At 70.9% G+C, this 26,074-nt stretch carries 22 protein-coding genes and 1 riboswitch; of the genes, 16 read left to right on the plus strand and 6 right to left on the minus strand.

Annotation, left to right across the window (positions count from 1 at the left end):
* The first annotated feature begins 34 nt into the window (after positions 1-34).
* Positions 35-108, plus strand: a riboswitch (cobalamin riboswitch).
* A gap of 52 nt (positions 109-160) precedes the next feature.
* The 8 genes from cobN to JKJ07_RS06615 all read left to right on the plus strand — a co-directional run bounded on the left by cobN (position 161) and on the right by JKJ07_RS06615 (position 11,048).
* Positions 161-3,838: a cobaltochelatase subunit CobN gene (cobN, locus tag JKJ07_RS06580; protein WP_202990325.1), complete on the plus strand. Its 3,678-nt coding sequence runs from the start codon at positions 161-163 to the stop codon at positions 3,836-3,838.
* Between the two features lie 213 nt (positions 3,839-4,051).
* Positions 4,052-5,809 carry a galactose-binding domain-containing protein gene (locus JKJ07_RS06585; protein ID WP_202990326.1) on the plus strand — a complete coding sequence of 586 codons (1,758 nt, stop codon included), beginning with the start codon at positions 4,052-4,054 and terminating at the stop codon, positions 5,807-5,809.
* A 49-nt stretch (positions 5,810-5,858) separates the two neighbouring features.
* The gene (locus JKJ07_RS06590) at positions 5,859-7,115 is read left to right on the plus strand and encodes a DUF1996 domain-containing protein (protein ID WP_236028450.1); all 1,257 of its coding nucleotides are present in this window, start codon (positions 5,859-5,861) and stop codon (positions 7,113-7,115) included.
* Positions 7,116-7,198: 83 nt separating this feature from the next.
* A complete protein-coding gene (locus JKJ07_RS06595; protein ID WP_236028451.1) occupies positions 7,199-8,236 on the plus strand; it encodes a LacI family DNA-binding transcriptional regulator in 1,038 nt (345 codons plus the stop codon).
* 174 nt (positions 8,237-8,410) lie between these two features.
* Positions 8,411-9,055: an SDR family oxidoreductase gene (locus tag JKJ07_RS06600; protein ID WP_202990327.1), complete on the plus strand. Its 645-nt coding sequence runs from the start codon at positions 8,411-8,413 to the stop codon at positions 9,053-9,055.
* A gap of 21 nt (positions 9,056-9,076) precedes the next feature.
* A complete protein-coding gene (locus tag JKJ07_RS06605) occupies positions 9,077-9,790 on the plus strand; it encodes a tetratricopeptide repeat protein (protein ID WP_202990328.1) in 714 nt (237 codons plus the stop codon).
* 94 nt (positions 9,791-9,884) lie between these two features.
* Positions 9,885-10,292: a hypothetical protein gene (locus JKJ07_RS06610; RefSeq protein WP_202990329.1), complete on the plus strand. Its 408-nt coding sequence runs from the start codon at positions 9,885-9,887 to the stop codon at positions 10,290-10,292.
* 81 nt (positions 10,293-10,373) lie between these two features.
* Positions 10,374-11,048 (plus strand): DUF6766 family protein, encoded by a 675-nt coding sequence (locus JKJ07_RS06615; protein ID WP_202990330.1) that lies wholly within the window; start codon positions 10,374-10,376, stop codon positions 11,046-11,048.
* A 1-nt stretch (position 11,049) separates the two neighbouring features.
* On the opposite strand, the gene JKJ07_RS06620 is transcribed toward JKJ07_RS06615, so the two are convergent.
* A complete protein-coding gene (locus tag JKJ07_RS06620) occupies positions 11,050-11,976 on the minus strand; it encodes a GNAT family N-acetyltransferase (protein WP_202990331.1) in 927 nt (308 codons plus the stop codon).
* A gap of 92 nt (positions 11,977-12,068) precedes the next feature.
* On the opposite strand from JKJ07_RS06620, the gene JKJ07_RS06625 reads away from it, so the two are divergent.
* The 8 genes from JKJ07_RS06625 (at position 12,069) to JKJ07_RS06660 (ending at position 22,008) form a co-directional block, all read left to right on the plus strand.
* A complete protein-coding gene (locus JKJ07_RS06625) occupies positions 12,069-13,535 on the plus strand; it encodes an Hsp70 family protein (RefSeq protein WP_202990332.1) in 1,467 nt (488 codons plus the stop codon).
* Positions 13,536-13,544: 9 nt separating this feature from the next.
* Entirely contained in the window at positions 13,545-14,450 is a 906-nt protein-coding gene (locus JKJ07_RS06630) for a TIGR03619 family F420-dependent LLM class oxidoreductase (protein ID WP_202990333.1), read from the plus strand.
* Positions 14,451-15,223: 773 nt separating this feature from the next.
* Complete coding sequence (locus tag JKJ07_RS06635; RefSeq protein WP_202990334.1) at positions 15,224-16,249, plus strand: ABC transporter permease; 1,026 nt, start codon at positions 15,224-15,226, stop codon at positions 16,247-16,249.
* A 31-nt stretch (positions 16,250-16,280) separates the two neighbouring features.
* Complete coding sequence (locus JKJ07_RS06640) at positions 16,281-18,026, plus strand: ABC transporter substrate-binding protein (protein WP_202990335.1); 1,746 nt, start codon at positions 16,281-16,283, stop codon at positions 18,024-18,026.
* Positions 18,027-18,195: 169 nt separating this feature from the next.
* Positions 18,196-19,173 carry an ABC transporter permease gene (locus JKJ07_RS06645; RefSeq protein ID WP_307834148.1) on the plus strand — a complete coding sequence of 326 codons (978 nt, stop codon included), beginning with the start codon at positions 18,196-18,198 and terminating at the stop codon, positions 19,171-19,173.
* 49 nt (positions 19,174-19,222) lie between these two features.
* On the plus strand, positions 19,223-20,311 hold the full coding sequence (locus JKJ07_RS06650; RefSeq protein WP_202990337.1) for an ABC transporter ATP-binding protein: 1,089 nt from the start codon (positions 19,223-19,225) through the stop codon (positions 20,309-20,311).
* Between the two features lie 12 nt (positions 20,312-20,323).
* On the plus strand, positions 20,324-21,382 hold the full coding sequence (locus JKJ07_RS06655) for an ABC transporter ATP-binding protein (RefSeq protein ID WP_202990338.1): 1,059 nt from the start codon (positions 20,324-20,326) through the stop codon (positions 21,380-21,382).
* A 5-nt stretch (positions 21,383-21,387) separates the two neighbouring features.
* On the plus strand, positions 21,388-22,008 hold the full coding sequence (locus tag JKJ07_RS06660) for a carbohydrate-binding protein (protein ID WP_307834149.1): 621 nt from the start codon (positions 21,388-21,390) through the stop codon (positions 22,006-22,008).
* Between the two features lie 31 nt (positions 22,009-22,039).
* Here the strand turns inward: JKJ07_RS06660 and JKJ07_RS06665 are convergent, their stop codons facing one another.
* The 5 genes from JKJ07_RS06665 to JKJ07_RS06685 all read right to left on the minus strand — a co-directional run bounded on the left by JKJ07_RS06665 (position 22,040) and on the right by JKJ07_RS06685 (position 26,047).
* Positions 22,040-22,411 (minus strand): Hsp20/alpha crystallin family protein, encoded by a 372-nt coding sequence (locus JKJ07_RS06665; protein ID WP_202990339.1) that lies wholly within the window; start codon positions 22,409-22,411, stop codon positions 22,040-22,042.
* A 200-nt stretch (positions 22,412-22,611) separates the two neighbouring features.
* Positions 22,612-23,247 carry a response regulator transcription factor gene (locus tag JKJ07_RS06670; RefSeq protein WP_202990340.1) on the minus strand — a complete coding sequence of 212 codons (636 nt, stop codon included), beginning with the start codon at positions 23,245-23,247 and terminating at the stop codon, positions 22,612-22,614.
* A 15-nt stretch (positions 23,248-23,262) separates the two neighbouring features.
* Positions 23,263-24,552 carry a sensor histidine kinase gene (locus JKJ07_RS06675; RefSeq protein WP_202990341.1) on the minus strand — a complete coding sequence of 430 codons (1,290 nt, stop codon included), beginning with the start codon at positions 24,550-24,552 and terminating at the stop codon, positions 23,263-23,265.
* A 17-nt stretch (positions 24,553-24,569) separates the two neighbouring features.
* Positions 24,570-25,307 carry an ABC-2 transporter permease gene (locus tag JKJ07_RS06680; RefSeq protein ID WP_202990342.1) on the minus strand — a complete coding sequence of 246 codons (738 nt, stop codon included), beginning with the start codon at positions 25,305-25,307 and terminating at the stop codon, positions 24,570-24,572.
* 14 nt (positions 25,308-25,321) lie between these two features.
* Entirely contained in the window at positions 25,322-26,047 is a 726-nt protein-coding gene (locus JKJ07_RS06685; RefSeq protein WP_202990343.1) for an ABC transporter ATP-binding protein, read from the minus strand.
* Positions 26,048-26,074: the final 27 nt, after the last annotated feature.

The following is a 26,074-nucleotide window of genomic DNA, read 5'->3' on the forward strand; positions in this document are numbered from 1 at the left end:
GGAAGGGTGGGAGGTCACGAGCGGCGACGCCGCGGAGGAAGCCGGTGTGAGTCCGGCGCGGTCCCGCCACTGTCACCAGGCCGGCAACGATCTGGGAGCCAGGAACTCCGGTCGCCGTGATCTCTACTACCCGGGGCGCGGACCCCGAGGGGAGCTTTGCGTGTTCCTGCTGCTGTCGACCTCCGACACCGACCTGCTCAGCGCCCGTGCCAGCGGCTCGCCGTGGCGGCTGGCCAACCCGGCCCGTACGGGTGTGGAAGATCTGCCCGCCCTGCTCGAGGACGTGACGCTGGTCGTCGTGCGGATCCTCGGCGGGCGCCGCGCCTGGGAGGAGGGGCTCGACGCGCTGCTCGCGGGGCCCGTGCCGGTGGTGGTGCTGGGCGGCGAGCAGGCGCCGGACGCCGACCTGATGAAGCTGTCGACGGTGCCGGCCGGGGTGGCCGCCGAGGCGCATCTCTATCTGGCCCAGGGCGGGTCGGACAACCTGACCGCGGCGCACAACTTCCTCTCCGACACGGTGCTGCTGACCGGGCACGGCTTCGCGCCGCCGCAGGCCGCGCCCGACTGGGGGCCGCTGCCCCGCGAGACGACGGCGACCGGGCCGACCGTGGCGGTGCTCTATTACCGCGCTCACCACATGGCCGGCAACACGGCGTTCGTCGAGGCCCTGTGCCGCGCGGTCGAGGCCAAGGGCGGCCGGCCGTTGCCTTTGTTCACTTCTTCCCTCCGTACGGCGTCGGAAGAGCTCTTGACCGAGCTGCGCAAGGCGGATGCGCTCGTGGTGACCGTGCTCGCCGCGGGGGGAACGCGACCCGCGACCGCGAGCGCCGGCGGTGACGACGAGGCCTGGGACGTCGGGGTGCTGGCCGACCTCGACGTGCCGATCCTGCAGGGGCTGTGCCTGACCAGCAGCCGCGCGGCCTGGGAGGCGAGCGACGACGGCCTGTCCCCGCTCGACGCGGCGACGCAGGTGGCGATCCCCGAGTTCGACGGGCGGATCATCACGGTGCCGTTCTCGTTCAAGGAGATCGACCCGGACGGGCTGTCGGTCTACGTCGCCGACGAGGAGCGGGCGGCGCGGGTGGCGGGCATCGCGGTCGCGCACGCCCGGCTGCGGCACGTCCCGCCGGCCGAGCGCCGCATCGTGCTGATGTTGTCGGCCTATCCGACCAAGCATTCGCGGATCGGCAACGCGGTCGGGCTCGACACCCCGGCCTCGACCGTCGCGCTGATCGAGGCGATGCGCGGGCGGGGCTACCAGGTCGGTTCCTTCTCCGAATACGACGGTGACGGCCTCATCCACGCCCTGATCGCGGCGGGCGGGCAGGATCCCGACTGGCTCACCGAGGAACAGCTCAGCGAGAACAAGGTCAGAATCTCCGGTTCCGCGTACGCGACGTGGTTCGCGACCCTGCCCGGCGACCTGCGCGAGTCGGTCGAGCAGCACTGGGGGCCGCCGCCGGGCGAGCTCTACACCGACAAGGGCGACATCGTGCTGGCCGCCCTGCGCGACGAGAACGTCGTGGTCATGGTGCAGCCGCCGCGCGGGTTCGGCGCCAACCCGGTGGCGATCTATCACGACCCCGATCTGCCGCCGTCGCATCACTATCTGGCTGCGTACCGGTGGCTGGCCGACGATTTCGGCGCGCACGCGGTCGTGCACGTCGGCAAGCACGGCAACCTGGAGTGGCTGCCGGGCAAGAACGTGGGCATGTCGGCCTCGGACGGCACGGACGCGGCCCTGGGCGACCTCCCGCTGATCTATCCGTTCCTGGTCAACGACCCCGGCGAGGGCACCCAGGCCAAGCGGCGGGCGCACGCGACCCTGGTCGATCACCTGATCCCGCCGATGGCCCGGGCCGAGTCGTACGGGGATATCGCCCGCCTGGAGCAGCTGCTCGACGAGCACGCGAACATCGCCGCGCTCGACCCGGCCAAGCTGCCCGCGATCCGGGCCCAGATCTGGACGCTGATCCAGGCCGCCCGGATGGACCACGACCTGGGCATGGAGAGCCGCCCCGGCGACGAGGAGTTCGACGAGTTCATCCTGCACGTCGACGGGTGGCTGTGCGAGGTCAAGGACGTGCAGATCCGCGACGGGCTGCACGTGCTGGGCGCGGCGCCGGCGGGGGAGGCCCGGGTCAACCTGGTGCTGGCAATGCTGCGGGCCCGGCAGATGTGGGCGGGCCAGGTGGCGGCGCTGCCGGGGCTGCGCGAGGCGCTGGGCCTGGCCGAGGACGCGTCGACCGTGGAGACCGACCGCGTCGAATCGATCGCGCGCGGCTTGGTGATCGCGATGGAGGAGAACGGATGGCCGACGGATCCGGCGGCCATCGAAGTCATCGCCGAGCCCTTCCTTGACTCCACCCCCTCCTCCACCCCTCCACTTCCCGACATTTCTGAAATGTCGGGAATGAGGGGTGCGAAAGCTGCCGGCGGGGCGGGTGCGACGGCTGCGGGCGGGGCGGGCGCGGCGGGCGCGGGTGTTGCGGACGTTGGGCGGGTTCGGGACGTGCTTGCGTTCGCGGCCACCGAGGTTGTGCCGCGGCTCGAGCGCACCACCGACGAGCTGAGCAATCTGTTGCACGCGCTCGACGGTGGCTACGTGCCGGCCGGCCCCAGCGGCTCCCCGCTGCGGGGCCTGATCAACGTCTTGCCGACCGGCCGCAACTTCTATTCCGTCGACCCCAAGGCGATCCCGAGCGCGCTGGCCTGGGAGACCGGTCAGGCCATGGCCGAGTCGCTGCTTACGCGTTACAAGACGGACTACGGCGACTGGCCCCGCTCGGTCGGGCTCTCGGCCTGGGGCACCAGCGCCATGCGCACGGCCGGCGACGACATCGCCGAGATTCTCGCGCTGATCGGCGTACGCCCGATCTGGGACCCCGCCTCGCGCCGCGTCACCGGCCTCGAGCCGATCGCCCGCGAGGAGCTGGGCCGCCCCCGGATCGACGTCACCGTGCGCATCTCGGGCTTCTTCCGCGACGCGTTCCCGCACGTCGTGGCCATGATGGACGACGCCTTCCGGATGGTCGCCGAGCTCGACGAGCCGGACAACTTCGTCCGCGCGCACGCCCTGGCCGACCGGGACGACCACGGCGACTGGCGGCGGGCCACCACGCGCATCTTCGGGTCGCGGCCGGGGGCGTACGGGGCCGGGATTCTGCCTTTGATCGACAGCCGGAACTGGCGCACCGACAAGGATCTGGCCGAGGTGTACGCCGTGTGGGGCGGTTTCGCGTACGGCCGTGATCTGGACGGTGTGCCCGCCCGGCCCGACATGGAGAACGCGTACAAGCGGATCGACGTGGCGGCCAAGAACATCGACACCCGCGAGCACGACATCGCCGACTCCGACGACTACTTCCAGTATCACGGCGGCATGATCGCCACGGTGCGCGCGCTGACCGGCAAGGCCCCCGCGGCGTACGTGGGCGACTCGACCAACCCGGACGCCACCCGCACCCGCAGCCTGACCGAGGAGACCGCGCGGATCTTCCGGGCCCGGGTCGTCAACCCGCGCTGGATCGCCGCGATGCGCCGGCACGGCTACAAGGGAGCCTTCGAGCTGGCCGCGACCGTCGACTACCTGTTCGGTTTCGACGCCACGGCCGGCGTGGTCACCGACTACATGTACGAGCAGCTGGCCACCACGTACGCCCTGGACCCGGAGAACCAGAAGTTCTTCCAGCAGTCCAACCCGTGGGCCCTGCACAGCGTCACCGAACGCCTGCTGGAGGCGGCCGAGCGCAAACTCTGGGAGTCGCCTGACCCCGAGACGTTGAACGCGCTGCAGCAGCTCTACCTGGAGACCGAGGGCGACCTCGAGGACAACTGACCCGGCTTTTCGACGCCCCCGACGGTTCCGGAACCGTCGGGGGCGTTTTGCTGTTCACCTGCGGGAATGTTGAGAAAGCGCTTCCCGAGTCGTTTACCAGGCATTGACAGGGGCGGAGACCCCGGTTCAGAGTGACGTCACAAAGAGCGCTTTCACAAGCCGGTCCCCAGGTGGAAACCGCTCGGACACATCCCCGAAAAGCAGGAGTCCTCCATGACATCCCCGGTCCTGGACGGGCTCGGGACGCCTCGCAGCAGGCTGTCCCCGGCCCGGATTCTCACGCTCGGCGCGGCCCTCGTCGGGCTGATCGCCGCCTTCTTCGTCGTCACCACGCAGACCGCGCAGGCCGCCGAAGTGGTCGTCTCGCAGGGCAAGCCGGCCACCGCCAGCTCGACCGAAGTGGCCGGCGCCTACCAGCCCGGCGAGGCCGTCGACGGCAACGCCGGCACCCGCTGGGCCAGCTCGTTCTCGGCCAGCCAGTGGTGGCAGGTCGACCTCGGCGCGGCCACGGCGGTCAGCCGGATCGCCATCAACTGGGAGGGGGCCTACGCCAAGGCCTTCAATATCCAGTTCTCGACCAACGGCACCAGCTACACCCAGGCGTACGCCACCACGACCGGCGCCGGTGGGCAGCAGAGCATCGCGGTCACCGGCACCGCCCGGTACGTGCGGATCAACCTGACCGAGCGCGCACTGCCGATCTACGGCTACTCGTTCTGGGAGTTCCAGGTCTTCTCGGGCGGCCCGACCACCCCGCCGACGACGCCCCCGACCACCCCGCCGACCGGTGGCACCCGGCTGCTCTCCTACAACAAGCCCGCGGCCGCCTCCACCTGGCAGAACGACGTCAACTGCAACCCGTGCAGCCCGGACAAGGCGTTCGACAACGACCCGGCCAGCCGCTGGGCGACCAGCTCGACCAACGGCTGGGTCGACCCGGGCTGGATCTCGGTCGACCTGGGCGCCACGGCCACCATCTCGCAGGTGGTGCTGCAGTGGGACCCGGCGTACGGGAAGAGCTATCAGATCCAGGTGTCCAACGACAACGCGAACTGGACGCCGATCTACAGCACGACCAACGGTGACGGGCTCAAGGACGTCATCAACGCGACCGGTACCGGCCGGTACGTGCGGATGTACGGCACGGTCCGTAGTAGTACATATGGCTACTCGCTGTGGGAGTTCAGCGTCTACGGCACCGGTGGCGCCCCGGTGAACCCGCCGGCCCAGCCCGCCGACCCAACGTTCCCGGCCACCCGCCTGGTCTTCGAGGACAACTTCAACGAGGGCGCCGGCACGAAGCCGAGCACGGCCAAGTGGACGTACGACCCGGGCGTCCCGCAGAACGGCGAGATCCAGTACTACACGCCGAACAGCGAGAACGCGCAGACCGACGGGCAGGGCAACCTGGTCATCGAGGCCCGCCGGCAGGATTATCAGGGCCGGCAGTACACGTCGGGCCGGATGAACACGGGCAGCAAGTTCAGCGCCCAGTACGGCCGGTTCGAGGCCCGGATCAAGGTGCCGAAGGGCAACGGCCTGTGGCCGGCGTTCTGGATGATGGGCGAGGACTTCCTGAGTGGACGCCCGTGGCCCTACAACGGCGAGATCGACATCATGGAGGTCCTGGGCCGCAACACCAGCGAGATGTACACCACGCTGCACGCCCCGGCCTACAACGGCGGCGGCGGATACGGCCAGAAGAACGCGGCCGGGGTGGACCTCTCGCAGGACTTCCACGTGTACGCGGCCGAGTGGGACAGCAAGGGCATCCGGTTCTTCCTGGACGGCCGGCAGGTCTTCAACGCCGACAAGGCCACCGTGGAGAACACCCGCGGTCCCTGGATCTTCGACCACAAGTTCTACCTGATCCTCAACCTGGCAGTCGGCGGCGACTTCCCCGGCCCGATCGACGCCAGCACCCCGTTCCCGTCCCGCATGCTCGTCGACTACGTGCGCGTCTACCAGTGATCGTCCGGCCGGGGGTGCGAGCCCCCGGCCTTCCCCCAAGGACGGCATCATGCGTAAGAAGGTCATATTCGCCGCGGCCCTGCTCGTCTCGTCCCTGCTGGTCGTCGCGACCAAGGCGAGCGCCGCCGACACCCTCATCTCGCAAGGCAAGACCGCCACCGCCAGCTCGTCCGAGTCGGCCGCCTTCCCGGCGTCCAACGCGGTCGACGGCAACCTCGGCACCCGCTGGTCGAGCGCCTTCAGCGACCCCCAGTGGCTGCAGGTCGACCTGGGCGCGAGCGCGACCATCTCGTCGGTCGTGCTGAACTGGGAGGCCGCGTACGCCCGTAGCTTCAGCCTCAAGACGTCGGCCAACGGCTCCTCGTGGACGACTGTCTACAACACCACCAACGGCACGGGCGGCCGGCAGGCGCTGACGGTCACCGGCACCGGGCGTTACGTCCGGCTCGAGACCACCGTACGGGCCACGCAGTGGGGTGTCTCGCTGACGGAGTTCCAGGTGTACGGCAGCGGGGGCGGCGGCACCACGCCGACGATCCCGCCCGGGGCCGTGCGGGTGGCCGAGTTCCTGGCCGACTGCCCGTTCAGCCACCGGCTGCCGGACGACCCGATCATCTTCCCGGGGCTGCCGGGCGCGTCGCACATGCACAGCTTCTTCGGCAGCACCGTGACGAACGCGTACAGCACCACCCAGGACCTGCTCAACGCGAACTCGAACTGCAACCCGTCGATCGACAAGTCGTCGTACTGGATTCCGACCTTCTACAACGGCAACACCCCGGTCGAGCCGACCACCGGCATCTTCTACTACCTGGGTGAGGGGGTGCGCGACGACCTGATCGCGCAGACCCAGCCGTTCCCGCTCGGCCTGCGGATCGTGGCCGGCAACGCCAAGGCGACCGGGCCGAACGACAACACGATCTCGCGCTGGTCGTGCCTGCACGCGGGTGACGCGGGCTCGTCGCACGACTTCGTCACCTGTCCGCCGGGCACGATGCTGGAGTCGTACCTCGACTTCCCGCACTGCTGGGACGGCGTCAACCTGGACTCGCCGGATCACAAGAGCCACATGGCGTACCCGGTGAACAACGCCTGCCCGGCCAGCCACCCGGTCGTCGTGCCGAAGCTGCGGCAGGTCATGCGGTATCCGGTCAACGGCAACCCGGCGAACTTCCGGCTGGCCTCGGGGCCGGGTTACACGATGCACGGCGACTTCTTCAACGCCTGGCCGGTCGACGAGCTGGCCCGGCGGGTGAACGACTGCATCCGTCCGATCATCAAGTGCGGCACGGACGGACGTCCCTGATGACCACGGGTGTCGCCGGCGGAGCAACGGACGGCGGCGGCACCCGTCACCAGGAGAACCACAGCGCTGCTATAACGGACCGCATGACAACCCGGCCCGCGCGTGGTGGGCAACACCCGACGATGGATCAGGTCGCGGAGGCGGCCGGGGTGTCGCGCGCGACCGTCTCTCGCGTGATCAACGGCGCCCCGAGCGTGGATTCCAAGATCCGTGAGATGGTGCAGCGGGCGATCGCCGAGACCGGTTACGTGCCCAACGTCGCCGCCCGCAGCCTGGTGACCCGCCGCTCCGACTCGGTCGCGCTGGTGATCAGCGAGCCCGACCGCCCCGACAACAACTCGTTCCTCAACCGGATCTTCACGGATCCGTACTTCGGGCGGATCACGGCGGGCGCGACCGGGGCGCTGCGCCCGCACGACGTGCACCTGGTGGTCATCCCGACCGACTCCACCGACCACCACCAGGTCATCCGCTATCTGCGCCAGGGGCACGTCGACGGCGTGCTGCTGATCAGCAGCCACGAGCAGGACACGCTGCCCCGCCAGGTGCACGAACTGGGCATCCCGGCCGTGGTGTCGGCCCGGCCCACCTCGCCCATCGCGGTCAGCTACGTCGACGTCGACCAGCGGCTGGGCGCCCGGCTGGCGGCCGACCGGCTGCTGTCGCTGGGCCGCACCCGGCTGGCCACGATCAGCGGCCCGCTCGACATCCCGAGCGGCCTCGACCGGCTGGAGGGCTTCCGGGCGCATCTGGCGGGCCGGGAGGTGCCGGCGGTGGAGGGCGACTTCACCCGGGCCGGCGGCGAGACCGCGGCGCGGCGGCTGCTCGCGCAGCATCCGCGGATCGACGGGCTCTTCGTGGCGAACGACCTGATGGCCGAGGGCGCCCTGCGCGCGGTGCAGGATCTGGGCCGCCGGGTGCCGGACGACATCGCCGTGGTCGGCTTCGACGACAGCAGCGCCGCGCTCGACTGCCGGCCGCTGCTGACCACCGTGCGTCAGCCGGTCGAGGAGATGGCGGCCGAGATGGCCGAGGTGCTGATGGCCCACATCGCGTCGCCGGGGCGGTTGCCGCGCTCGGTCACGTTCCAGCCGACCTTGGTCATCCGGGAGTCGGCTTAGGCCTGTTTCATGACTGGGGCGGCAGCGAGGCCGGGTCCAGATTTCGTCTGGTGGTGGCCCGTGGAAGCCCGGCTCCCGGTGTTGGAACCGGGCTTTCGCGGGACGCCGCCAGGCGGGATCTGGGCCCTGCCGCAGCCCCGTCCCAGTCATGAAACAGGCCTTAGTCTCGGGGGCATGGACATTCTTGTCGCCGGCGGCCACGGTCAGGTCGCTCTTCGTCTGCTCAAGCTGCTCGCCGCCGAGGGCCACACCGCCCGCGGCCTGATCCGCAAGCCCGCCCACGCCGCCGACCTGCAGGCCGTCGGGGCCGTGCCGGTGATCGGCGACCTCGAGAACGACGAGTCGCTTGCCCCGTACGTCAAGGGCGCCGACGCCGTGGTCTTCGCGGCCGGGGCCGGCCCGGGCAGCGGCCCCGCGCGCAAGCGGACCGTCGACCTCGGTGGTGCGATCAAGCTGGCCGACGCGGCCGTCGAGGAGGGTGTCCGCCGCTATGTGATGGTGTCGTCGATCGGCGCTCAGGATCCCGCGGCGGGCGGCGAGGCCATGCGCGCCTATCTGGAGGCCAAGGGCGAGGCCGACGCGTACGTCACGGCCCGCGCCGGCCTCGACTGGACGATCGTGCGGCCGGGCGGCCTGACCGACGAGCCCGGCACCGGCCTGGTCACCGTCTCGCGGGAGCTGGGCGGCCGGGCCTCGGTGACCCGCGACGACGTGGCGGCGGTGATCGCGGCCTGCCTGACGACGCCATCGACTATCGGAGTGACCTTCGAGCTGTTCGGCGGCTCGACCCCCATCGATGAGGCACTGCGCGCGTTGTGATTGGTGGCTAACGTAGCGTCCATGGGGAGCGAGTCGACCGCCGGGGCGCTGCTGGCCGCCGGAAACGAGGCGATGCTCGAGGCGGCGTACCGCACCGGCGACTTCCTTTCCGCGTGGCAGCTGCTGGAGGGGGCGCGCCGCCGGGCCTGCGACGAGCAGAGCCGCGTCGAGGAGGCGGCCGCCCTGACCCGGCTGGGCATGCTGGCGCACTTCGCGGCGATCGGCGGCGACCTGGCCCGGGCCGACTGGGCCACCGAGGAGCAGCTGTTCACCGCGGCGCTGCGCATCCAGCGCGAGGTGGGCGACCCGGCCGGCGCCGCCGAGTCGCTGTTCGGCCTGGGCCTGGTGCACCAGGTGCTGCGGGGCGACTGGACGACCGCGATGCCCTATTACACCGAGGCGCTGGCGCTGGCCGAGAGCTACGCCGACGAGATGGTGCGCTCCGAGGTGCACCGGCACATCGGCTTCTTCCACGTCTTCGTCTCCGGCGACGTCGAGCGCGGCCTGCGGCACCTGCGCATGTCCCAGGTGCTGCGCGAGCGCTACGGCGACCCGCGGCGGGTGGCCACCGGCACGCTCGCGCTGGGCGAGGCCGAGCTGGCCGCGGGCAACCTGGCCGAGGCCCTGCGGCTGCTGCGCGAGGCCGTCGATCAGGCCCGCAAGGCCGACCTCTCGGACCAGCGCATCGGCTGGGCCGAGCACGCCCTCGGAGATGCGGAGCGCGCAGCCGCATAGGCGCTCAGTATCTGGCGGCCCAGCGCATCGGCTGGGCTGAGCACGCCCTCGGAGATGCGGAGCGCGCAGCCGCATAGGCGCTCAAAATCCGGGCATGCGGCGCCCCGTGAAATTCCGAAGTTTGCTGGTCAGCGTGGCCTTGCTGGGCGCCGCGGCCGGTTGCGCCACGGTCGGTGAACAGGCCGAGGCGGCCTCCGGCATTGCCGTACGGCTGCTTGCAGTGGTCGACGCGGGCGACGGCGAGGCGGCGTGTGCCCTGCTGGCCCCGGCGACGCTGCGGACGGTGGCCGAGGACGAGCCGTGCCCGCAGGCGATCCTCGAGAAGAGCCTGCCCCGCCCGGGAACCGTGGTCGAGACCTCGGTCTACGGGCAGTGGGCCCAGGTCAAGCTGGACGACGACACGGTCTTCCTGGGCGCGTTCCCGGGTGGCTGGCGCGTGGTCGCGGCCGGGTGCACCCCGCAGGCGAGCCGCCCGTACGACTGCTCCGTCGAGGGGGACTGAGATGCGCTCGATGTTCGTCGTGCTGCTGCTCGTGGTCGCGGCCGGTCTCGTCTACTTCACGGCGCTGGGGGTGCTGCACCGGTGAGACGATTCGTGCGCGAGAACTCCATCGGCCTGGTGTTCGGGCTGCTGTTCCTGATCGTGCTGGTCGGGCAGGCGTACGCGGGCCTGGCGGTCTTCAACGAGGCCCAGCGCGCCTCCGGGCTGCCCGACGTCGCGTTCTGGCGCTACGTGACCTCGGCCAGCTTCGGCGTCGACGTGGCCGAGAACTGGCAGTCCGAGTATCTGCAGTTCTTCCTGTTCATCGTGCTGACGGTGTGGCTGCTGCAGAGGGGCTCGCCCGAGTCGAAGTCGCTGCACAAGCCCGGCCGCGAGACCGACGAGGAGCAGAAGATCGGCCCGTACGCCGATGAGAAGTCGCCCGAGTGGGCCCGCGTGGGTGGGTGGCGCACGTCGGTGTTCGCCAACTCGCTGGGCCTCGTGATGGGCTTGATCTTCCTGGGTTCGTGGCTCGCGCAGTCGGTGGCCGGGGTCGCCGCCTTCAACGAGGAGCAGCTCAGCGAGCGCCAGGACCCGGTCTCGTGGGGGCAGTACGTGCTCGGCGCGGACTTCTGGAACCGGACCCTGCAGAACTGGCAGTCGGAGCTGCTGGCCGTGGCGTCGATGGCGATCCTGGCCATCTTCCTCCGGCAGCGCGGGTCGTCGCAGTCCAAGCCGGTCGGCTCGGCGCACGAGGCCACCGGGGTCGAGGGCTGAGCTACAGGTCCTTGACCAGCTGCTCGGAGGAGACGTCGAGGCCGAGCGCGTCGGCGAACCGCTCGGGGCCGGGCGCGGCGACCCAGAGACCCATCCGGGGCACGTCGTGGCGGGCGTACTCGGCCTCGGCCGCCTCGAGCAGGGCCCGGCCCAGACCGCGGCCGCGGAACGGTTCGTCGATCGTCAGGTAGTGGACCGCGCCGGTGCCGGGGCGGTGCGGGCCGGGCAGCGAGAACCAGATCCAGCCGACCGGGCGGCCGCCGCTGACCGCGTGGCGCAGATGGACGCCGGGGCTGTCCACCCCCTGCGGCGCCAGCACCTGGGCCACCTCGGCGGCGCGGGTGGGCGGGGCGAGCGGGTCGCGGGTCAGCGCGACCGGGTCGCGCTCGAGCACCTCGGCCAGCCGGGCCTCGTATTCGGGCCGGCTCATCGGCACGAGGCCGACCGGCGCCGTCCGGGCGGTGACGGGCCGGGTGCGCAGCTGGGCCAGCATGCGATAGCCGAGCCGGCGATAGAGCCGCCGGGCGCCGGTGTTGACGCCGAACACGTGCAGGCCGACCCGGTGCACGCCGCGCTCGAGCAGGTCGGCCTGGCCGGCTCGCAGCATCGCGCTGCCGTAGCCGCGGTTGCGCCTGTCCTCGCGCACCGAGACCTCGGCGATCCAGGCCATGGTGGCGTACGGGATCCCGGGCAGCGAGATCCACAGGAAGCCGACCTCGTCGTCGCCGTCCATGCCCTTGCGCAGCAGCTGGCCCGCGGTGTGCACGCCCGCCGGGAGCAGCTCGTCGGTCTGCCGCACGGCCTCCGCGTACGCCTCGGCCGGGCCGACGCCGTAGTTCTGGACCATGGCGTCGGCGAAGAGCGCGATCATGGACGGCCGTCGCTGGACGAGCTCCTCCTGGGTCAGGTCGACAAGCACCACAGCCATGCCGTGCACCCTGCCATGTTTTGTCCAGCATCAGTCGGATGTCCGACGGATCGATCGCTGTCAGTTCTGTCGGGTCGGCGACGAATGTTAATTTGGCGACCAGATATACCGTGCAACTGCTGGTCCAGGGGGCGGCCTTGACCGAGCATCCCGACGCGTACCCGTTTTTCCATCGTGTGGTCGGGATCGACCTCGGCACCAGCTCGTGTGCGGTCTCGGTCTGGGACGGCGCCCAGCTGCTGATGGTCCGCGGCCCGACCGGCGCGGCCACCATGCCCGCCGCGGTCCGGCAGGACAGGTCGGGCCAGGTGATCGCGGGCGCGCCGCCCGCCGAGGACGCGGAGAACGTGATCGCCGGCATCAAGCGGCGGCTCGGCACCGGCGAGAACGTGCGCTTCCGCGGCCGGGCGTATCAGCCCCGCGAGATCTGCGCGTTCCTGCTGATCGAGCTCAAGCGGCAGGCCGAGGCGTTCGTCGGCGAGGCCATCCACGACGCCGTGATCACCGTGTCGGCCGCGGCCGGGGAGGCCCAGCGGCGGGCGCTGCGCGAGGCGGCCGGGCTGGCCCAGCTCAACGTGCGGCGGCTGGTCGAGGATCCGGTGGCGGCCGCGATGGCGCTCGGCGTGGGGGCCCGCCCCGGCACGTACGCGATCTACGACCTGGGCGGCGGCACGTTCGACGCCTCGGTCGTGCGGGTGGCCGACGGCACGGTCGACGTGCTGGGCACGTCGGGCGACCAGCGGCTCGGCGGCGACGACTTCGACGAGCTGATCGTCGCCTACGCCCTGCGGCAGATCCGCGAGCGGCACCACGTCGACCTGAGCCTGGACCCGGCCATCCGGCAGCGGATCCGGTGGGAGGCCGAGATCCGCAAGCGTGAACTGTCGATCACCGACACCACCACGCTCGAGCTGCCGGTGCTCACGGCCACGGTCAGCGCCAGCGTGCCGCTGAGCCGCCGCGCGTTCGAGGCGATGATCGAGCCGGACGTGCAGCGCTCGCTCGACCTGCTGACCGAGGCGATCGCGGCGGCCCGGGCGGCGCACGGCGTGGGCTGGGGCGACATCGACGAGGTGGTGCTGGCGGGCGGCTCGACCCGGATCCCGGCCATCCGCGACCGGCTGGCCGGCTATTTCGGCTGGGGCGCGGCCCGCATCCGCGTCGACCTCGACCCCGACGAGATGGTCGCGCGGGGGGCCGGCTTGGTGGCTCGCGACTACGAGCCGGCGTCGCTGTTCGAGGGCTCGCCGGTCGGGCTGCTCAGCGCCAGCCTGCGGCTGCGGGCCGAGCTGGCCGGGCCCGAGACCCCGGCGGCGGCCGAGGAGCCGGCCGAGACGCCCGACCCGCCCGGGCCGCCGGGACCGCCGGCCGAGACCCCGGCCGACTTCCGCCGGGTCGCCGAGGCCACCTACATGCTGTTGCTGCAGGACGGCGACCTGGGCGCGCTGGGCGCGGCCTACGGCGCCTTCATCGCCGCCGTGCTGGCCGCGGCCCCGGACGCCCGCCTGGCCGAGCTGGGCCAGGAGTTGAGCGCCGAGCTGGAAAGGTCGTCCGGCTAGGCTCCGGGCATGCTGATCAGTACGGGTGCCCCGGTGGCGGGGGCGTGGGCCGGGCCGGCGACGCTGGGCGAGTTCGCCGAGCGGGCCGAGCGGCTCGGTTATCACGGCCTCTGGTCGTTCCAGCGGCTGCTGGTCGGCGTCGACCAGCCGATGCTGCCGGTCTATCACAGCGTGCTCGACCCGCTGCTCGCGCTGACCTGGGCCGCCGCCCGCACCAGCACGATCCGGCTGGGCGTGGCGGTGATCAACATCCCGTACGTGGCCCCGGCGTACCTGGCCAAGCAGGCGGCCACGCTCGACGTGCTCTCCGGCGGCCGATTCGACCTCGGCCTGGGCACCGGCTGGTCGCAGCCCGAGTTCGAGGCCACCGGCTCCGACCCGAACCCGCGGGGCCCGCGCCTGCGGGAGTATCTCGAGGTGCTGCGGACATTGTGGAACGACCCGGTGGCGTCGTTCGACGGCCAGCACTATCGCGTGCCGCGGAGCACGGCGGCCCCGCGACCCGTGCAGCCGGGCGGCCCGCCGGTGCTGCTCGGGGGCACTGCCGACGTCGCCCTGCGCCGGGCCGGGCGGCTCGCGGCGGGCTGGGTCAGCAGCAGCCGGCTCGGCTTCGACGACATCTCCCGGGGCGCCCAGGTCGTGCGGCGGGCGGCCGAGGAGGCGGGCCGCGACCCCGACGCCGTACGGATCGTCGTGCGCGCGGTCGTGCGTCCCGGCCTGCGCGACGACGCCGTCCCGCTGTCCGGGGACTGGGATCAGATCCGGGCTGGCGCCGACCGCTACGCCGAGGCGGGCGTCACGGAGCTGTTCTACGACCTCAACTGGGACCCGCTGATCGGGGCGCCCGACGCCGACCCCGCGGTGGCCCGGGAGCGGGCCGGCGAGATCCTCGCGGCCCTGGCCCCGCGCCCCTGACGATCACTCTGCGTCGCCTCGTTGATCGCGGCTTGCGGCCACCCGTTCACGGGGTGTCGCCGCAGCGAACGCGGGGGGTGGCGGACGCTGCCACGGGCTCGCGCGAGGTCGCTGCGCGTCGCCCGGAGGTAGCTCGTTGTCGATGAGTCGGGCCCATGCGGGAAGACGCGCTTCGAAGTCTTATATAGCGCCGAATGGAGGGGTCATTCGTTATCGAAATGGCGGCCGTCTTCCTATGGCGCCCTTTCCCGGCCCTACGCGGCGTAGTCCCGGCGACACGCCGAGGGCGGGGAGATCACCGTCGAACCGCGTCCCGGAACGCGGGATGGCCGTCGATACGGCCCCGGAGTGACGTGACAACCGAAGATCTTGCGCTACCTGGGCACATGCACCGGAGGAAACCACGGCGGTCGTTCGCCAAGATCGACCCCGCCGCGAAACGGGAACGAAACAGCGGCCTGCTGTGTCGTGTACGCGACTTCGATAACTTTGCGCAACAGTACGATTGCCCTCTGGCTTTCCATATCGGACAACAGGGGCAAAGATGATCGTCGTTACGGGTGATTTATCCGCGAGAGTGGCGCTTCGCGCCCTACCGCAGTGGGACTCGTTGTGAGGTTGAGCGTCCAACGCTTTCAGCGGGCTGTTATTCATTCGATGCGTCAACTCATTTCCTACGAGCCAGTTCCGGGCTACCTTTCCCAGCGCAGCATCCGAATACCTCTCACGCACGACGCATGTGAGGTGTGTCGTCCGATGGAGGTGACCGACGCGTGGAACCGCTGATCGAGGAAGCCGAGCTTGCCCGGGCCGGCTCCCCGACCGATGCCATGGCGAGCCCGGCCGTCGACCCCGAGAAGAAGGTCGACACCCGGCGTAAGTCGCCGACGCAGATCGCCCTCGCGCGGCTGCGCAAGGACAAGGTCGCGGTGATCTGCGCGAGCATCTTCGCGTTCTTCGTGCTGATCGCGATCTTCGCGCCGCTGCTGGCCAAGCTCGAGGGGCAGGACCCGACGACCCTGCACCAGGATCTGATCGACCAGTACGGGTATCCGACGATCCCGCCGAACGGCGAGCACTGGTTCGGCGTCGAGCCGCGCCTGGGCCGCGACCTGTTCGCCCGCTTCGTCTACGGCGCGCGGCCGTCCCTGATCGTCGCGGGCACGGTGACGATCCTGACCACGATCATCGGTGTCACCATCGGCCTGCTGGCCGGCTTCGTGGGCGGCTGGCTCGACCGGATCGTCTCCTGGGTCATCGACTTCGTGCTGAGCCTGCCCTACCTGCTCTTCGCGATCGCCGTGCCGGCCGTGCTGCTGACCCTCTTCGTCGGCACCGCCGAGAACGCCGCCGCGCAGGACGTCGCCAACGCGCGCTTCTTCTCCCTGATCATTGTGCTCTCCTTCTTCGGCTGGGCCAGCCTCGCGCGACTGATCCGCGGCGAGGTCCTCTCCCTGCGCGAGCGAGAGTTCATCTCCGCGGCCAAGGTGCTCGGCGTGCCGACCCGCAAGATCCTCTTCAAGGAGCTGCTGCCGAACCTGGTGGCACCCATCGTCATCTCGGTCTCGATGGCTCTACCGAGCTACATCGTCGTCGAGGCGGGCCTCACCTTCCTCGGCGTCGGCCTCACGGAGCCGACGCCGTCCTGGGGCCTGACGATCGCCGCAGCCCAGAACTACTACCGGGCCGACCCGCTTTACCTGTGGATCCCGGTTCTGGCCATCACGATCCTGGTGCTCTCGCTGAGCCTGCTCGGCGACTCGATTCGTGACGCATTCGATCCCCGCACCCGACGGTGACGTGGTGACGCCCCGTATGAGAAGAGGAGAAATGGCAAGGCGATTTAACGTTGCCGTGGCGGCCACCGCCGCCCTGGCGCTCGGCCTGGCTGGCTGCAGCAGTCCTTCGTCGAACAACGACTCGAGCGGTGGCGACACCGACTCGGGCAAGATCTCGACGCAGTCCAACGCGACCGACCCCAACGCCAAGGGCCCGGCCAAGGAGATCGAGGGCGCGCGCCCGGGTGGCGTGCTCACCGTGCAGGCGCAGACCACGCCGAACACGTTCGACCCGACGGACATCTACTACGTCGACTCGAACCAGATCGGCAAGCTGCTCTTCCGTACGCCGACCCAGTTCGACATCCGCGACGGCAAGCCGACCCTGGTTCCGGACCTCACCGACCTGGGCACCCCGTCGGCCGACAAGCTGACGTGGACCTTCAAGATGCAGCCGGGCATCAAGTACGAGGACGGCACCGAGGTCAAGGTCGAGGACCTGGCCTACGCGATCAAGCGGTCCTTCGCCCACGACGTCTTCGTCAACGGCCCGGCCTACCAGCTGAGCTACTTCAAGGACGGCGACAAGTACAAGGGCCCGTACAAGGACGGCGAGACCTACTCCGGCGTGGAGACCCAGGGCACCGACACCCTGATCATCCACCTGAAGACGCCGTTCCAGGACCTGCCGTTCTACATGACCTTCCCGATGTTCACGCCGATCCCCAAGGCGAAGGACACCCGGCAGGAGTACAAGAACAAGCCGCTGGCCACGGGTCCGTACAAGTTCAAGACCTACCAGGCCGGCACCTCGCTGGTGCTCGAGAAGAACACCAACTGGGACCCGAACACCGACGCCGCCCGTCACCAGTACCTGGACGGCTTCAACTTCCAGTGGGGCGGCGACGCGGTCAAGTCGCAGCAGGCGGTGCTGAACAGCAACGGCCAGGACGCCAACGCGATCAACTACGACGTCCTCGACGCGTCGCTGATCCCGCAGATCACCGGCGAGAAGAAGGCGCAGCTGGTCCAGGGCGAGAGCCCCTGCACGATCGTCTGGCAGCTGGACAGCCGGAAGATCCCGCTGGAGATCCGCAAGGCCGTCGCCAAGGCGTACCCGAACGACCAGATCTGGAAGGCCTCGGGCCTCAACGACTACGTCGCGGAGCCGGCCAGCACGGTGATGCCGCCGTCGGTCCCGGGCTACGAGAAGTACGCCCCCGTCGCCGACCTCACCGGCACCGGCGCCGGTGACCCGGCCGCCGCCAAGGCGATGCTGGAGGCCGCGGGCAAGGTGGGCTTCGAGCTCAGCTACTACTACGACAACACCAAGCCGCTCGCGCAGCAGGTCAGCCAGATCAAGGCCGACGCGCTGACCAAGGCCGGCTTCAAGGTCAAGCCGATCGGCGTCTCGACCGCCGACCTGCGGACCAAGAAGGGCGACTACGACGCCCCGGTGAACATGGGCCAGAGCCCGGCCGGTTGGTGCTCGGACTGGCCCGCCGGTGGCTCGTGGTTCCCGGTGCTGTTCCGCTCGCAGAGCATCGCCGAGGGGCAGAGCTGGGGCATGCTCAGCGACGCCGCCCTCGACAAGGAGATCAACGACGTCGCGAACCTCCCCGCCGAGGAGTCGACCTCGAAGTGGGCCGCGCTGGACAAGAAGATCATGGAGCAGTACATCGCGCTCCCGACCTACTACGACAAGCTGGCGGTCGTCCAGGGCACCAACGTCGGCACCACCACGGGTGACCCGACGATGGGCATGCCGAACTTCAGCAACATGTACCTGAAGAGCTGAAGCAGCAGTAACTAGCTGAAACCCGGGGTGGTCCGGTCCGCTCAACCGGCGGACGGGACCACCCCGGGCGTGAAAATGGCCTCTCGGCGTGTCGGGCGACCGGCACCGCACACCGAGATCAGAGAATCCGGGACATCCACCCGGCGCCGTGCGGAAAGAGGAGCAAGCGGTGCTGCTGTACATCCTGAAACGCGTCCTGAGCGCGATCTCCGTCGTGATCGTGACGCTGGTGGCCAGCTTCGCGTTGTTCTTCCTGGCGCCCACCGATCCGGCCGGCGTCATCTGCGGTCCGCGCTGCACGCCCGAGCGGCTGGCCGACATCGAGGACAGTCTCAATCTCGACGAGCCCGCGGTCAGCCAGATCGCCAGCTACATGAAGGGCATCGTCGTCGGCCGCGAGTACAACACCGGCGGCACCGTCCGCGAGTGCTCGGCGCCCTGCCTCGGCTACTCGTACACGCTCGGCCAGCCCGTGACCAAGCTGCTGGCCGCGGCCCTGCCGGTCACCGTCTCGATCGTCGTCGGCGGCGCGGTCGTCTACCTCCTCGTCGGCATCCTGACCGGCACGATCGCGGCACAAGTCAGAGGCACCTCGCTCGACAAGCTGGTGGTCGGCTCGACGCTGATCGTGCAGTCGATCCCGTACTTCGTCTTCGCCCTGCTCGTCGCGCTCTACGCGACGTTCCTGCCCGACTCGGGCTATCACCCGTTCCTCGACAATCCCCTGACGTGGGCCAGCGGCCTGCTCGCGGCCTGGCTCTGTGTCGGCCTGACGAACGCCGCCGCCTACACCCGCTACTCCCGGGCCTCCATGATCGAGGCGCTCGGCCAGGACTTCGTGCGCACCGCCGCCTCCAAGGGCATCAGCCGGCGCCGCGTGGTCTACCGGCACGGCCTGCGCGCCGGCCTCACCCCGGTCGTCACCATCTTCGGCATCGACCTGGCGTTCCAGCTCACCGGCGCGATCTTCACCGAGAGCATCTTCAACCTGCCCGGCCTGGGTCAGCTCACCCTGCGCGCCTTCGGCCAGTACGACCTGCCCGTGCTCATGGGCGGCGTCCTGGTCGGCTCGGTGGTACTAGTGGTGATGAACCTCGTCGTCGACATCGCCTACACGTTCCTCGACCCGCGGGTGCGTCTCGGATGATCCCGGTCCGCAGCCCTCTATCCCCACTCCGCAGCACGAAGGCGGCAGCATGAGCGACCAGAGCACCCAGGCCCCGCACACGGTGGCCCGCGTTCCCCGCAACCCCGCGGCGAACGAGGAGGCCTACCTCGAGGTCACCGACCTGCAGGTGCAGTTCCCGACCGCGGACGGCCTGGTCCGGGCCGTGCAGGGGCTCAGCTATTCGGTTCCGCTGCGCCGCACGCTGGCGATCGTCGGCGAGTCCGGCTCCGGCAAGAGCGTCTCCAGCATGGCCGTCATGGGCCTGCACGACCGCAAGGTCGCCCGCATCTCCGGTTCGATCAAGGTGGGCGGCCGCGAGATCGTCAACATGAGCGACAAGGAGCTCGAGGGCTACCGCGGGGGCGACGCCGCGATGATCTTCCAGGATCCGCAGTCCTCACTCCACCCGTACTTCACGATCGGCGACCAGATCACCGAGTCGTACCGGGCGCACAACAACGTGAGCAAGCGCAAGGCCAAGGACCGCGCGATCGAGATGCTGGGCCGGGTCGGCATCCCCAACCCGCGCCGCCGCGTCGACCAGTATCCGCACGAGTTCTCCGGCGGCATGCGGCAGCGCGCGATGATCGCGATGGCGCTGGTCAACGACCCCAAGCTGCTGATCGCGGACGAGCCGACGACGGCCCTCGACGTGACCGTGCAGGCCCAGATCCTCGACCTGATCTCCGACCTGCAGCGCGACTTCGGCTCCGCGGTCGTCTTCATCACCCACGACCTCGGGGTGGTGGCCGAGATCGCCGACGACATCCTGGTCATGTACGCCGGCACCGCGGTCGAGCACGGCCCGGTCAACAAGATCCTCGGCGAACCCCTGCACCCGTACGCGTGGGGTTTGCTCGAAAGCATCCCGGCGCTGACCGGCGAGCCGCAGCCGCTGCACCCGATTCCCGGGTCGCCGCCGAGCCTGCTGGCCGTGCCGACCGGCTGCCCGTTCCACCCGCGCTGCGAGTTCAAGGACCGCGTGCCCGGCGACCTCTGCACCACCCTCAAGCCCGACCTGATCCCGCGGACCGCCGATCTGGGCCGCACCTCGCGGTGCCATCTGAAGGAACCCGACCAGGTGTTCCAGACCGAAATTCTGCCCCGGCTGCCGTAAGAGGGATCGATCATGAGCACAACCACCACGCCCGCCAAGTCCGGGGTCCGCTCGGTCGAGGGCGCGCCGCTGCTCCAGCTCGACGGCGTCAAGATGCACTTCAAGACCAAGGGCGACGGGTTCTTCGCCCGCGGCACGAAGTGGGTGCAGGCCGTCGACGGCGTCGACCTGACCATCTCGCCCGGCGAGACCGTCGGCCTGGTCGGCGAGTCGGGCTGCGGCAAGTCCACGACCGCGCGCCTGATCACGCGGCTGCTCGAGCCCACCGGGGGCCAGATCCGCTACCAGGGCGTCGACATCGCGCACATGAACGAGCGGCAGCTCCGGCCGTATCGGCGCGAGATCCAGCTGATCTTCCAGGATCCGTACTCGTCGCTGAACCCGCGGCACACCGTGGGCACGATCGTCGGCACGGCGCTGCGCACCCACGACATGGTGGCCAAGAGCGGCGAGCTCAAGCGGGTGCAGGAGCTGCTCGAGGTCGTCGGCCTCAACCCGGAGCACTACAACCGCTACCCGCACGAGTTCTCCGGCGGTCAGCGCCAGCGCATCGGCATCGCCCGCGCGCTCGCCGCCCGCCCCAAGATCATCGTGGCCGACGAGCCGGTCTCCGCGCTCGACGTGTCGATCCAGGCCCAGGTCATGAACCTGCTGGAGAACCTGCGCAAGGAGCTCGGCATCGCGTTCGTGTTCATCGCGCACGACCTCGGCGTGGTGCGGCACTTCTGCGACCGGATCGCGGTGATGTATCTCGGCCGCGTCGTCGAGGAGGGTCCGCGCGACTCGCTCTACGAGAAGCCGCAGCACCCCTACACGCAGGCGCTGCTGTCGGCCGTGCCGGACATCGGCGTGGTCCGCGGCGTGCCCCCGAAGAACCGGATCCGCCTGGTCGGCGACGTGCCCAGCCCGGTCGACCCGCCGTCGGGCTGCCGGTTCCGCACCCGCTGCTGGAAGGCGCAGGACATCTGCGCCACCGACGACCCGGCGCTGATCGAGCGGGCCCCGGCCCAGCGGGTGGCCTGCCACTTCGCCGAGCCGCCGGCCGAGTCGATCCTCGCCGAGACGGCCTGACCCTGGTGGCTTCGCCGAACCCGTCCGTCTATCGCACCAAGGCCTACCGGGTCCGGCAGCGCTCGCTCGTCGCGCTGGCCGGGCTCGGGCTGGTCGCCGTGGGCTACGGCCTCGGCCGCTGGCAGGACACGCCGGCCCCGGCCGCGGCCGTGCCTCCCGTGGTGGTGAATGAGCCGTCGGACGCTCCGTCGTCGTCGCCGGCGCCCACCACCGAGCCGCCGGCGCCGACCGTCTATCCGAAGCTCGAGGCCGAGGCGGCGGACGGCAACCAGGGCATCCAGTCGCAGGAGACCGAGGACGAGGGCGGCGGGCAGAACGTCGGGTGGATCGCCAACGGCGACCAGCTGCGGTTCGACGACGTCGACTTCGGACCGGTCGCGGCGACCAAGCTCGACGTGCGGGTTGCGGGCGACGCCGAGGGCGGCAAGATGGAGATCCGGCTCGACGGCCCCGATCAGGCGCCGATCGGGACGCTCAACGTCACCCGTACGGGCGGGTGGCAGAACTGGCGGACCGACCAGGTCGACATCACGCCGACGACCGGCAAGCACACGGTCTTCCTGGTCTTCGTCCGCGAGGACGGCAACGAGTTCCTCAACATCAACTGGCTGCGCTTCGTCCATTAGAAAAGCCGCGCTCATCGCGCGGCTTCTCTGCTCAAACAGCGGCCAGGACCGATTCCCGCACAACCGGGATGTGCAGCGTCACGACTCCGTCGTCGCATCGGGCCTCGAGGCGATCGGTGTCCAGATTCTCCGACTCGCGCAGGTCGACCTCGCGGGTCACGGGGGCGCTGACCGGCTGACCGGCCTCGCCCTCGGCCGCGCGCCGCTCGGCCCGAATCGTCAGGACGCCGTCGTCCACCGTGATGTCGATACCGGCCCGGTCGATGCCCGGCAGGTCGATGTCGACGTAGAAGGTCCCGTCGATCCGGTACGCGGCGAGGCGCGCCCCGGAGCTGCGGGTGCTGTCGAACACGCGGCACGTGAGCTGGTCGAGCTCGCGGACCGTCGCGCCGTGAGGCGACATGGTGGTTCCTCCAGGCGGAGTTCTTCTCTGCTGGACGCGGGCGGGGTGGGCCCGGTCCGGTTATGACCAACGGAGATTCTGGCCCCCCGATTCCCGGATGGACATGACCGGCGTCACGATGCGCCCTAATACTTCGTTACGATCCGTTGTCGTCGGGGCGGCGCCGTCGACACCGAGCGTGACGGCTGTCTCCCTCGCCGTCAGCCGCCGAGGTGCCGCAGGACGGCCAGCACCCGGCGGTTGTCGCCGTCCGAGGGCGGCAGGCCGAGCTTGGCGAAGATGTTGGCCACGTGCTTCTCGACCACGCCGGGGGTGATGACCAGGGCCGTCGCGATGCCGGCGTTGGAGCGTCCCTCGGCCATCAGGGCGAGCACCTCGCGCTCGCGCGGGGTCAGCTCGGCGACGCCCGTGCCGGCGCGCATCAGGTGACCGACGACCTCCGGGTCGAGCGCGGTGCCGCCCGAGGCCACCCGGATCAGCGCGTCGGTGAAGTCGGCCACGTCGGCCACCCGGTCCTTGAGCAGATAGCCGACGCCGGCCGGGCGGTCGGCCAGCAGCCGGGTCGCGTAGCGGGTCTCCACGTATTGCGAGAACACCAGCACGCCGACGCCGGGGTGGTCGCGCCGGATGTCGATCGCCGCCCGCAGGCCCTCGTCGGTGTGCGTCGGCGGCATCCGGATGTCGACCACGGCCACGTCCGGCCGGTCCGCGTCGACGGCGGCCCGCAGCGCCTCCGCGTCGGCCACCGCCGCGCACACCTCGAAACCGCGGTCGGTGAGCAGCCGGACCAGGCCCTCGCGCATCATCGCGGCGTCCTCCGCGATCACCACCCGCATGTCGTCGCCTCCGTTTCACACCTGCGTGGGCAGTTCGATCTCGACCCGGGTCGGGCCGCCGGCCGGGCTGTGCACCCGCATCCGGCCGTCCACGACCTCGATGCGGCGGGCCAGGCCGGACAGGCCGGGGCCGGCCGGCGCGGCCCCGCCCACCCCGTCGTCCGTCACGGTCAGGGTCAGCCCGGAGCCGGCCCCGGCGACGCCGAGCGTGATGCGCGCCGCCCGGCTGTGCTTGGCCGCGTTTGCCAGCAGCTCGGCGGCGCAGAAGTAGGCGATGGTCTCGATCGCCGGGGACGGGCGGACGGGCAGCTCGACGCTCACCGCGACCGGGATCGCGCTGCCCGTGGCCAGCGTGGCCAGCGCGTCGCCGAGGCCGTTGTCGAGCACCGGCGGGTGGATCCCGCGCACCAGGTCGCGCAGGTCGGCCAGGGCGTCCTTGGCCCCGCGGTGGGCCAGCGCGACCAGCTCGCGGGCCTGGGCCAGGTCGGGCGGCGGGCCGTCGGCGCCGAGCTTCTCGGTCGCCATCCCGAGGTTCATCGCCAGCGTGGCCAGTCTGATCTGGGCGCCGTCGTGCAGGTCGCGCTCGAGCCGGCGCATCATGGCGGCCGCGTCGTCGATCGCGCGGGCCCGGCTGGCCCGCAGCTCGCGGACGCGCTCGGCCAGCCCGCGCGGGCTCAGCAGCCACCGCATCGCGGCCACGTCGAGCGCGGCGCCGGCCCGCATCAGCCACGGCGCGACCAGCAGCATGGCCAGGCCGGCGGCGGCGATGACGAACGTGCCGGGGAACGTCCCCGCGTCGAGGAAGCCGAACGGCGTCAGGGCCCGCACCGGGTCGAGGGTGGTGCCGGGCGGGTGGTTGCGGAACAACGGCCACCACACCGGGTAGCTCAGGTTGACCACGCCGAACACGTAACAGAAGGCGCCGTAGCCCTGGGGAATGGCCAGCGGCACCTTGAGCAGGCAGTAGCCGACACCGCGCCAGCCCGGCCGGGGCGACGGGGAGTCCACCCGCTCGCCGAGCAGCCGGTCGGCCAGCCGGCGGTGGGCGGCGGCCATCGCGCGCGCGGCCGGGACGGCCAGCACGGCCAGCAGCGCGAGGGTCAGCGGGAACAGCACCAGGAAGACCGGGGCCACGACGGGCGCGGGCTGCCGGGCCAGGGCGCCGGTGGCCCACAGGATCAGGGCCGCGGCACCCGGCACGAGCGCGGGCACGGCCAGCACCGCGACCGCACTGACCACGCCGGCGACACAGAACACCAGCCGGCGCAGGGCGAGCGGGGTGAACGGGGCGCGCAGCGCGGTCATCGGCCCATTGTCGGCGCTCACGCGTCGCGGCGCCGCAACAGGACGCCGCCAAGCAGCACCGCCACCGCCGCGTACCCGCACATCAGCAGCACGCTGACCCCGCCCGAGAACAGGCCCGGGGTCGGCGTGGTCACCGCGACCGCGTTGAGCAGCATCAGCAGCGGCATGAAACGACCGATCGCGATGCCGCTCTCGCCGAACAGGCCGACCACGAAGATCGGGACGAACACGAGGGCGAACAGCGTGCCGATCGCGGCCCCCGAGTGCCGCAGCAGCGTGCCCAGGCCGACGCCGATCAGCGCCGTCGCGCCCAGATAGGCGCCGGTCAGCAGCACCGCCCGCAGGATCGCCCAGTCGCCGAGCGAGGCGGCCGGGATGGCGGTGCCGCGGATCGCCAGCTGCCCGGCCAGGTAGCCGGCGAAGCTCGCGGCCAGCCCCACGGTCAGGGCCGCGGCCCCGCCGACCAGGGCCTTCGCGGCCAGCACGGTGCGGCGCCGGGGGACGGCGGCCAGCGTCGAGCGGATCATGCCGGTGCCGTACTCGCCGGTCACCATCAGGACGCCGAGCGCGCCCAGCAGCAGCTGGGCCAGGATCGCCCCGGCCAGGCTGTTGTTGAAGATCTGGGCGACGGTGGCGACCGGGGCGTGCGACCGGTAGCCGAGCCCCACCCCGGCCCCGGCCGCGGCCATCGCGACCACCGAGGCGATCGCCAGCCACCACGTCGACCGCACGCTGCGCAGTTTGATCCATTCCATTCGGGTCGCGCTTCTCATGCCGCTTCCGCTCCTCGGTAGTCGGTCGTTTCGGACGTCAGCCGGAAGAAGGCGTCCTCCAGGGTGTCGCCGCCGGCCGCGAGCTCGGCCACGGTCGTCTCGGCCAGCAGCCGGCCGCGGCCGATCACCACCAGCCGGTCGGCGGTCAGGGCCATCTCGGCGATCAGGTGGCTCGAGACGAACACCGTCCGGCCCTCGGCCGCGAGCCCGCGCAGCAGGTCCCGGATCCAGCGGATGCCCTCCGGGTCCAGCCCGTTGACCGGCTCGTCGAGCAGCAGCACCCCCGGGTCGCCGAGCAGCGCCACCGCGACGCCGAGCCGCTGCCGCATGCCGAGCGAGTACGTGCCCGTGCGCCGTCCCGCCGCCCCGGTCAGGCCGACGATGCGCAGCACCTCTTCCACCCTCGTACGGGGAAGGTCGTTGCTCGCGGCCAAGGCGCTCAGATGGGCCCGGGCGCTGCGGCCGGGATGGAACGCGCCCGCGTCGAGCAGTGCCCCGACGCGGGTCAGCGGCCGGTCCAGCGCCCCGTAGCGGACGCCGTCGATGAGCGCCTCGCCGCCGTCCGGGGCGTCGAGACCGAGGATCATGCGCATTGTCGTCGACTTGCCCGACCCGTTGGGGCCCAGGAAGCCGGTCACCACGCCCGGCCGCACCCGGAAGCTCAGCCCGTCGACGGCGACTTGGCGGCCGTAGCGTTTGGTCAGTTCGCGTAGTTCGATCACGCATCTGACGCTAGGCAGCGTCGCACG

Source organism: Paractinoplanes lichenicola, from assembly GCF_016785085.1.
GTDB classification, from domain to species: domain Bacteria; phylum Actinomycetota; class Actinomycetes; order Mycobacteriales; family Micromonosporaceae; genus Actinoplanes; species Actinoplanes lichenicola.